This is a genomic window from Rothia santali (genome assembly GCF_024199905.1).
Lineage (GTDB): Bacteria > Actinomycetota > Actinomycetes > Actinomycetales > Micrococcaceae > Rothia > Rothia santali.
Map to the genome: position 1 here is coordinate 1 of NZ_JANAFB010000065.1, position 8,423 is coordinate 8,423.

At 73.0% G+C, this 8,423-nt stretch carries 8 protein-coding genes and 1 pseudogene; 8 read left to right on the forward strand and 1 reads right to left on the reverse strand.

The features are described from left to right. Positions 1–897, reverse strand: a pseudogene (locus tag NBM05_RS14795) (hypothetical protein); the annotation flags it as partial. A 187-nt stretch (positions 898–1,084) separates the two neighbouring features. Between NBM05_RS14795 and NBM05_RS14800 the strand changes: the two are divergent. From NBM05_RS14800 to NBM05_RS14835, 8 genes are all read left to right on the forward strand, one after another. Beyond that, positions 1,085–2,389, forward strand: coding sequence for a Mur ligase family protein (locus NBM05_RS14800; RefSeq protein WP_254169022.1), 1,305 nt, complete (start codon positions 1,085–1,087; stop codon positions 2,387–2,389). Next, a complete protein-coding gene (locus NBM05_RS14805; protein ID WP_254169024.1) occupies positions 2,390–3,118 on the forward strand; it encodes a type 1 glutamine amidotransferase in 729 nt (242 codons plus the stop codon). Positions 3,119–3,342: 224 nt separating this feature from the next. Next, positions 3,343–4,104, forward strand: coding sequence for a YebC/PmpR family DNA-binding transcriptional regulator (locus NBM05_RS14810; protein ID WP_254169026.1), 762 nt, complete (start codon positions 3,343–3,345; stop codon positions 4,102–4,104). Positions 4,105–4,228: 124 nt separating this feature from the next. After that, a complete protein-coding gene (gene ruvC / locus NBM05_RS14815) occupies positions 4,229–4,840 on the forward strand; it encodes a crossover junction endodeoxyribonuclease RuvC (protein ID WP_254169028.1) in 612 nt (203 codons plus the stop codon). A gap of 46 nt (positions 4,841–4,886) precedes the next feature. Next, positions 4,887–5,531 (forward strand): Holliday junction branch migration protein RuvA, encoded by a 645-nt coding sequence (ruvA, locus tag NBM05_RS14820; RefSeq protein ID WP_254169030.1) that lies wholly within the window; start codon positions 4,887–4,889, stop codon positions 5,529–5,531. A gap of 21 nt (positions 5,532–5,552) precedes the next feature. Next, positions 5,553–6,596: a Holliday junction branch migration DNA helicase RuvB gene (gene ruvB, locus NBM05_RS14825; protein WP_254169032.1), complete on the forward strand. Its 1,044-nt coding sequence runs from the start codon at positions 5,553–5,555 to the stop codon at positions 6,594–6,596. Positions 6,597–6,861: 265 nt separating this feature from the next. Next, entirely contained in the window at positions 6,862–7,398 is a 537-nt protein-coding gene (yajC, locus tag NBM05_RS14830) for a preprotein translocase subunit YajC (protein WP_254169034.1), read from the forward strand. Positions 7,399–7,471: 73 nt separating this feature from the next. Continuing rightward, on the forward strand, positions 7,472–8,423 hold a 952-nt coding region (locus NBM05_RS14835; protein ID WP_373689349.1), incomplete at its 3' end, for a preprotein translocase subunit SecD.

Below are 8,423 nucleotides of genomic sequence, written 5' to 3' on the forward strand. Positions count from 1 at the left end.
GCCGACTCCCTCGACCTCCGGGTCCGCCCCGTCCGTCAGCTCCGCCGCGGCCGCAGGGTCGGTCGCGCCTGTCATTCCGGCCGACGACGCCGCACCGGCCGAACCCGCGAACTCCGCCAGCAGCCCGCGCGCCCGGCCCGCCAGCTCGTCGTGGATGCGGTCCAGCTCAGCGGAGGGGAGCGGGGCGCACCAGGCGCGGAACTTCGTCGCCACGCGCTTGGCCTGGGGGAGGGTCAGCTCCCGGGTGCAGGCGTCCTCCAGGCGGCGGACCACGACGCCGTCGTCGGCCAGGGCCACGTAGCTCGCCCGGGCCACCGCCTGCTGGTCCAGGCGCGAGGTCTTGGAGCGCTCGTGCGCCGTGCCGACCTTCGAGGCGCCGTCCGGGAACGTCGCGACGTAGAGCCAGTGCGGGCGCGCCACGTACGCCCGGGCGGCCTCGCTCAGCTCCGCCCCGCGGTGCGCGCCGTGGATCGGGCGGAACCGGTCCAGGTGCAGGCACAGCGGGCACTGCTGGCCGCGCTCGATCCGATGCGCCTTGGGGCAGTCGACGCCGCGGAAGCACGGCTCGCCGTCCTCGTCGAGGTAGGCGTGCGCGAAGCCCGAGCACCACAGGCCGGCCTCCGGGTCCTCCGGGGGCAGGGGCGTCGCCCCGAGCAGGTGGCCGCCCGGCCGCGTCTCCGCCGTCGGGGTGCCGCCCGGCCGGGCGACGTCGGCCCCGGCGCCGCTCGCCCGCCCGTCGCCCAGCAGCGGGATCGTCACGCGCTCCCCGGACGGCCGCCCGTCCCGCAGCGGCTCCACCACGGCCACCGGCGCGCGGTCCCGCCACGCGAGGTCGCGCCAGACGAAGCGCTCACCGGGCAGGGCGTCGGAGCAGGAGGGGGCGTGCGAGGAGTCCATCCGGCCATCATCGCAGAGCCGCGCGGGCACGGCGGCGCCGCGCAGGCAGAACCGTCCGGCCGCGACGGCATCGTCCGGAAAGGGCCACTCGCGTGCGACGGCGCCGCTCGGGGGAAGCCGCCCGGCCACGGCGCCGCCGCGCGCGGATGGCCGAGCCGCCCGGGCCCCGCGGGTTAGGATGGACCCCATGCCCACCCCAAGGTTTCTCAGCCCCGTGATGCGTCCCGTGACCCGCCTGATCGGCCAGGGCATCCGGTACGCCAGCGCCCGCCGCGGCGGCGGTTCGGCGTTCCCCGGCCTCGTGATGGAGAAGATCGACCCGGGGTTCGTGGCCCGGCAGCTCGCGACGCTGCCGCGCGGCGTCGTCGTGGTCTCCGGCACCAACGGCAAGACCACCACGACCAAGATGACGGTCCAGCTCCTGGAGTCCCAGGGGCTGCGGGTCTTCACCAACCGGACCGGCTCCAACTTCGTCCGCGGGGTCGCCGCGGCGCTGCTCGAGCGGCTCGACGTCTTCGGCCGGCTCAACGCGGACATCGCCGTGCTGGAGCTCGACGAGGCCCATGCCGTCCACTTCGTCAAGCTGTTCCCGCCGCGGTACGCGCTGCTGCTCAACGTCATGCGCGACCAGCTGGACCGCTTCGGCGAGATCGACACCACGCGCAAGATGCTCGCCAAGGTCGCCGCGGCCACCACCGGCACCGTGGTCCTCAACCGCGAGGACCCCCGCATCCGCCGCCTCGCCGAGGACGTGCGCCCCGGCACCGGCATCGCCTACTACGGCCTCTCTGAGGCGCTGCGCGAGCGCTTCCCCTCGGACGACGAGATGCGGGACAAGCGCCCCGCCGCCCAGGCCGCGGACCTGCCCGAGGCCGGCGTCGTGCTCCAGTCCTTCGAGGGCACCGACACCGTGCTGCGGGTCGGGGACCGCGAGGTCCGCACCGACGTCCACCTCTACGGGATCTACAACATCTTCAACGCCGCCGGCGCGCTGGCCCTGACCCTGGAGGTCATGGGGGAGGAGGCCCGCGAGGAGGTCCTGCTCGAGGAGCTGTCCCGCGTGACCCCCGCCTTCGGCCGCGGCGAGTCCGTGCGGCTGGGGGACCGGTCCCTGCAGCTGCTGCTGGTCAAGAACCCGGCGGGCTTCCGGCTCTCCCTGGCCTCGGCCACGGGCGCTGACTACGCGACCATGATCACCATCAACGACGAGTACGCCGACGGCCGGGACGTCTCCTGGCTGTGGGACGTCGACTTCGACACGCTGGCCCCCGGCGGCGTCGACGTCGTCTCCGGCACCCGGGCCTACGACATGGCGCTGCGCCTGGAGCACGACGACGTCGCGGTCGGCGCGGTGGACACCGACCTGCGCAGCGCGCTCCGCCGCTTCGTCGAGGGCTCGGGCACGCAGCCGATGCGCGTCTTCTGCACGTACACCTCGATGCTCGCCCTGCGCCGCGAGCTCGCCACGATGACCGAGGTCGAGGAGATCTAGATGACCCGGAACGAACGCACCCTCACGATCCTGCAGCTCTACCCCCGGGACATGAACATCTACGGGGACTGGGGCAACGTCCTCTCGCTGTCCCGGCGCGCCCGGCGGCACGGGTACGCCACCCGCATCCTCGACCACAACCCGGGGGACGAGTTCCCGGCCGAGATCGACGTCCTGGTGGGCGGCGGCGGGCAGGACTCCGGCCAGTCGGTCATCCAGGAGGACCTGCACCGGATCGCCCCGCACCTGCGCCAGATGGTCGAGGACGGCACCCCGATGCTCGCGATCTGCGGGCTGTACCAGCTCTTCGGCCACGACTTCACCACCGTGGACGGCGAGGTGCTCCAGGGCATCGGCGTCTTCGACGCGCACACCGTGGGCGGCACCGAGCGGCTGATCGGCAACATCGTCACGGAGTCGGAGGAGTTCGGCCGGATCGTCGGCTACGAGAACCACTCCGGGCTCACGACGCTGGGGCCCAACGTCCAGCGGCTGGGCACCGTGGTCAAGGGGGAGGGCAACAACCTCGAGGACGACCACGAGGGCGCCCGGTACCGCAACGTCGTCGGCAGCTACCTGCACGGCTCGCTGCTGCCGAAGAACCCGCGGATCAGCGACTTCCTGATCGAGGCGGCGGCGCGCAAGCGCTACGGCGACTTCACGCCGGCCGAGATCGACGACGCGCTCGTGGCGCAGGCGCGCGAGGTCGCGGCGGGCCGGCCGCGCTGACCCGGGCGGGCGGCGTCGTCGCGACACCGCCCGAGCGCACGACGCCGTCCCGTCCCGGCGCGCCCAGCGCCCGCCGCAGCTTGCACCCGCCGGTACACTGGTAACAGCTTGCCCGCGGTCCCGTGCGCCTCGAGCCGGCCCCCGCGCCCGCAGCGGGAGGGCCCTCCCGCCGCGCACGGGCGACCGCACGAGGAAACCTTCAGCGACACTCAAGGAGCACATTCATGTCGGGTCACTCCAAGTGGGCCACCACCAAGCACAAGAAGGCCGCGATCGACGCCAAGCGCGCCAAGGCCTTCGCCAAGTACATCAAGGGCATCGAGGTCGCGGCCCGCATGGGCGGCGCCGACGTCTCCGGCAACCCGGCGCTCGACCTGGCCATCTCCAAGGCCAAGAAGAACTCGGTCCCCAACGACAACATCGACCGCGCGGTCAAGCGCGGCGCCGGCCTCACCGGCGAGGTCATCGACTACACCGAGATCCTGTACGAGGCCCGCGGGCCCCAGGGCTCGGCGCTGTACATCGAGTGCCTGACCGACAACAAGAACCGCGCGGCCTCCGACGTCCGCGTCGCGGTGACCCGCAACGGCGGCACCATCGCCGACTCCGGCTCGGTCGCCTTCATGTTCGAGCGCAAGGGCGTCGTCGAGGTCGCCAAGGCCGAGGGGCTGGAGGAGGACGACGTCCTCATGGCCGTCCTCGACGCCGGCGCCGACGAGGTCAAGGAGGAGGGCGAGGTCTTCGAGGTCATCTCCGAGGCCACCGACCTCCCCGCCATCCGCACCGCCCTGGACGAGGCCGGCCTGGAGTACAACAACGACGACCCGCAGTGGCGCCCCACGATGCACGTGGACCTCGACGCCGAGGGCGCCCGCAAGTTCCTGCGCCTGGTCGACGCCGTCGAGGAGCTAGACGACGTCCAGAGCGTCTACTCCAACGCCGACATCTCCGCCGAGGTCATGGCGGAGCTCGAGGCCGACGACTGACGCGCGCGGGACGGGCGATGAACGCGGTGGGGACGACGCGCCGGGTGCGGCCGACGCGCTCACCGCGCCTCGGGTCCCGCGGGGCCGCACGATGACCGCCCCGCCCGCCCGCGGCGGCCGGCCCATGCGGATTCTCGGGGTGGACCCGGGCCTGACCCGCTGCGGCTTCGGCGTGATCGAGATGACCGCCGACCGCAAGGCCCGCCTGGTCGCGGTCGGCGTGGCCGGGACCAAGGCCGCGGATCCCCTCGACCAGCGCATCCTCCATATCCAGGAGGCCGCGGAGTCGTGGATCTCCACGCACCGCCCGGACGTCATGGCGATCGAGCGGATCTTCTCCCAGGAGTCGGTGACCACGGTCATCGGCACCGCGCACGCCTCGGGGGCCGTGATCGCCACGGCCGCCAAGGCCGGCGTCCCGGTCGCCTGGCACACGCCCTCCGAGGTCAAGGCCGCGGTCACCGGCAGCGGCCGGGCGGACAAGGGCTCGGTGGGCCGCATGGTCACCCGCATCCTCGGCCTGGAGCAGATGCCCAAGCCCGCCGACGCCGCCGACGCCCTCGCCCTGGCCATCTGCCACGGATGGCGCTCGGGCGGCATCGGCACCGGCTACGACATGTCCGCCGGCGTCCAGACCCACCAGGGTTCGATCCCCAGCACGGCCGGACGCAGCGCGATGACGCCAGCCCAGCGGCTGTGGCAGCAGGCGGAGGAGCGGAGCCGACGCGCCCGCTGAGCCGCCCCAGCTGTTTCTCGCACATACGTTCGAATAAGATGGTGCCATGATCTCTTCTCTCCACGGAACGGTGGGCCACGTGGGCCTGCACGACGCCGTCATCGAGGTCGGCGGGGTGGGCATGCTCGTCCACGCGACCCCCGACACCCTGGCCGGGCTGCGACTGGGGGAGCAGGCCCGCGTCCAGACCTCGCTGATCGTGCGCGAGGACTCCCTGACCCTCTTCGGCTTCCGCGACGCCGCCGAGCGCGAGGTCTTCGAGACCATGCTCTCGGTCTCCGGGATCGGGCCGCGGATCGCGCTGGCCGTGCTCTCGGTCTACACCCCGCGCGACGTCGCGGCCGCCGTGGCCTCCGGGGACGACAAGGCGTTCAGCAAGGTCCCCGGCATCGGCCCCAAGGGCGCGCGCCGGATCGTGCTGGAGCTGGCCGGCAAGCTCGTGCTCCCCGAGGGGGACGAGGGCACGCTGGACATCCCGGGCCCCGGCGCGGCGGCGGAGGAGGGCCCCGCCTGGCGCTCCCAGGTCGAGCAGGCCCTCTACGGGCTGGGGTGGAACGAGAAGGACGCCGCGGCCGCGGTCGCCGCCTTCATCCACGTCGAGCCGGAGGCGGACTCCCTGACCGTCCCCGCGGCGCTCAAGGCCGTCCTGGCCAGCCTGGGCAAGACCAGCGGCATCGGGCACCGCAGCTAGCGCGCGCCGGGAAAGGAAGCCATGACACAGCAGTTCCCCGACCACGCCGCGGCCGCCGCGGCCCCCGGCCAGCGCCTCGTCGGCGCCGAGGAGGAGCCGGACGAGCAGACCATCGAGTCGGCCCTGCGGCCCAAGGCCCTCGGCGACTTCGTGGGCCAGCCGCGCGTGCGCCAGCAGCTCTCCCTGGTCCTCGAGGCCTCCAAGCTGCGCGGGCGCAGCGCCGACCACATCCTGCTCTCGGGCCCGCCCGGGCTGGGCAAGACCACGCTGGCCATGATCGTGGCCGAGGAGATGGGCGCCCCGCTGCGCATCAGCTCCGGCCCGGCGATCCAGCACTCGGGCGACCTCGCCGCGATCCTGTCCTCCCTGACCCCCGGCGAGGTGCTCTTCCTCGACGAGATCCACCGCATGTCCCGCCCCGCCGAGGAGATGCTCTACATGGCCATGGAGGACTTCCGCGTCGACATCGTGGTGGGCAAGGGCGCGGGCGCCACCTCGATCCCGCTCGAGCTCCCGCCGTTCACCCTCGTGGCCGCCACCACCCGGGCCGGGCTGCTGCCGGGACCGCTGCGGGACCGCTTCGGCTTCACCGGACACCTGGAGTTCTACGACGTCGCGGAGCTCGAGCTGGTGCTGCGCCGCTCGGCGGGCCTGCTGGACCTGCCCATCAGCACGGAGGGCTTCACGGAGATCGCCTCGCGCTCCCGCGGCACCCCACGCATCGCCAACCGCCTGCTGCGCCGGGTGCGGGACTGGGCGCTGGTGCACGACGTCGGGCACATCGACGCCCGCTCGTGCGCCGCGGCCCTGGACATGTACGAGGTCGACGCGCGCGGGCTGGACCGGCTGGACCGCTCCGTGCTGGAGGCGCTGGTCCACAAGTTCGGCGGGGGCCCGGTGGGGCTGTCCACGCTGGCCATCGCGGTGGGCGAGGAGACCGAGACGGTGGAGACGGTCGCCGAGCCGTACCTGGTCCGGGAGGGGCTCATCGGCCGCACGCCGCGGGGGCGCATCGCGCTGCCGGCCGCGTGGGACCACCTCGGGCTGGCGGCGCCGGAGGGCTAAGGCATCGGAGAGCCGAGGCGCCGGAGGGCTGAGGCGCTGGAGGGCCGCAGCGCCGGGGGTCGAGGGCCGAAGCGGCGGGACGACGCGAACCGCGGATCGCCCCGCGGTCGGCATCGCGGGCCCCGGGCGGGCATTGATGGGATTGCCAGACTCCTCAACTACACTGAAAGAGGTGTGCCCCACGCCGCATTCCGCCGGCCGACCCGCCGGGTCCCCGGTCCGGTCTCCTGGGGCACGCCAGACCGCCCCCGAATCGAAGGACGATATGTTTCCCTCCACCGTGAACGCCGATGGACAGCTCCTCGCCGCCGGAGGTGGCGGAGGCGGCGGATCGAGCATCCTGATGCTCGTGCTCATGGTCGCCATCCTCGTCATCTTCCTGGTGCTGCCCATGCGCCGCCAGAAGAAGATGCGCCAGCAGCTCAAGGACCGCCAGGACGCCATGGGCCCCGGCACCCCGGTCATGACCCAGTTCGGCGTCTTCGCGACCGTCGTCTCGGTCGACAAGGACACCAACACCGCCGTGCTCGAGATCGCCCCGGGCACCAACATCAAGGTCCACCTGCAGACCGTGACCACCGTGCTGGACGAGAACGGCCAGGTCCCCGGCACCCCGGAGGCCGCGCGCGCCTCCGCCGCCCAGGGCGCCCAGGAGGCCGAGGCGGCCCGCGCCGGGAGCCTGGAGGCCCCCGAGGCGGAGCGCCCCACCTTCGACGGCGGCGACCGCCGCCCGAACCTCAACGGCGAGGCGACCGACCGCGACGACGAGAACCGCGGCCCCCAGGGCAACGGCTCCCGCTGACCCACCCCAGACCCACTGCGCGAGGCGCCCGTCAGGCACGGGCGCCTCGCTCTCTAGCGCGTAGGACAAGCTCATGGCTCGCACACAGCGCACGGTCGGGGCCCGCAAGTCCCTGATCCTGCTCGTCGCCATCATCGCGGTGATGATCGGCGCCATCGGACTCTCGACGGCCAAGTTCGGCCAGTCCTGGTCGCCGAAGCTGGCGCTGGACCTCTCCGGCGGCACCCAGATGATCCTCTCCCCGCAGGTCAGCGGGTCCGACGGCGAGTCCATCAGCTCGGACCAGCTCGACCAGGCGGTCGAGATCATCCGCCAGCGCGTGGACGGCGCCGGCGTCTCCGAGGCGGAGGTGACGACGCAGTCCGGCAGCAACGTCGTCGTGTCCCTGCCCGGCATCCCCGACCAGGAGACCCGCGACCTGATCCAGGCCTCCGCGCAGATGAGCTTCCGCTCGGTGCTCGAGGAGGGGCAGGGGACCCCGGTCCCCGCCGAGTCCCGCCCCGACTACGCGCAGCTGGACCAGAACCCGCCCGAGCCCGTGAGCGGCTCCGACCCCAACTGGATCACCCCGGCCCTGCAGGAGCAGTACGACGCCCTCGACTGCTCCGCCGGCACCGAGGACGCCGCGGAGGCCGACCCCGACGCCGCCGCGGTCGCCTGCTCGGCCGACGGGACCATGAAGTACCTGCTCGGGCCCGTCGAGCTGACCGGCAGCGACATCAGCGACGCCAGCTACTCGCAGGTGCGCAGCGGCAACGGCACCACGACCACGGGCCAGTGGGGCGTGAACATTAAGTTCAACGGCGACGCCACCGAGAAGTTCCGCGAGGTCACCGAGCGCCTCTACGGCATCTACGGGCTGAACCAGAACGACCCCAAGGCCGCGTTCGCGATCATGCTCGACGACGAGGTGCTCTCCGCCCCCCGCGCGGAGGCCGTCATCGCCAACGGCGAGCCGCAGATCACCGGCAACTTCACCGAGGAGCAGGCCCGGACTCTGTCCGAGCAGCTCAAGTACGGCGCGC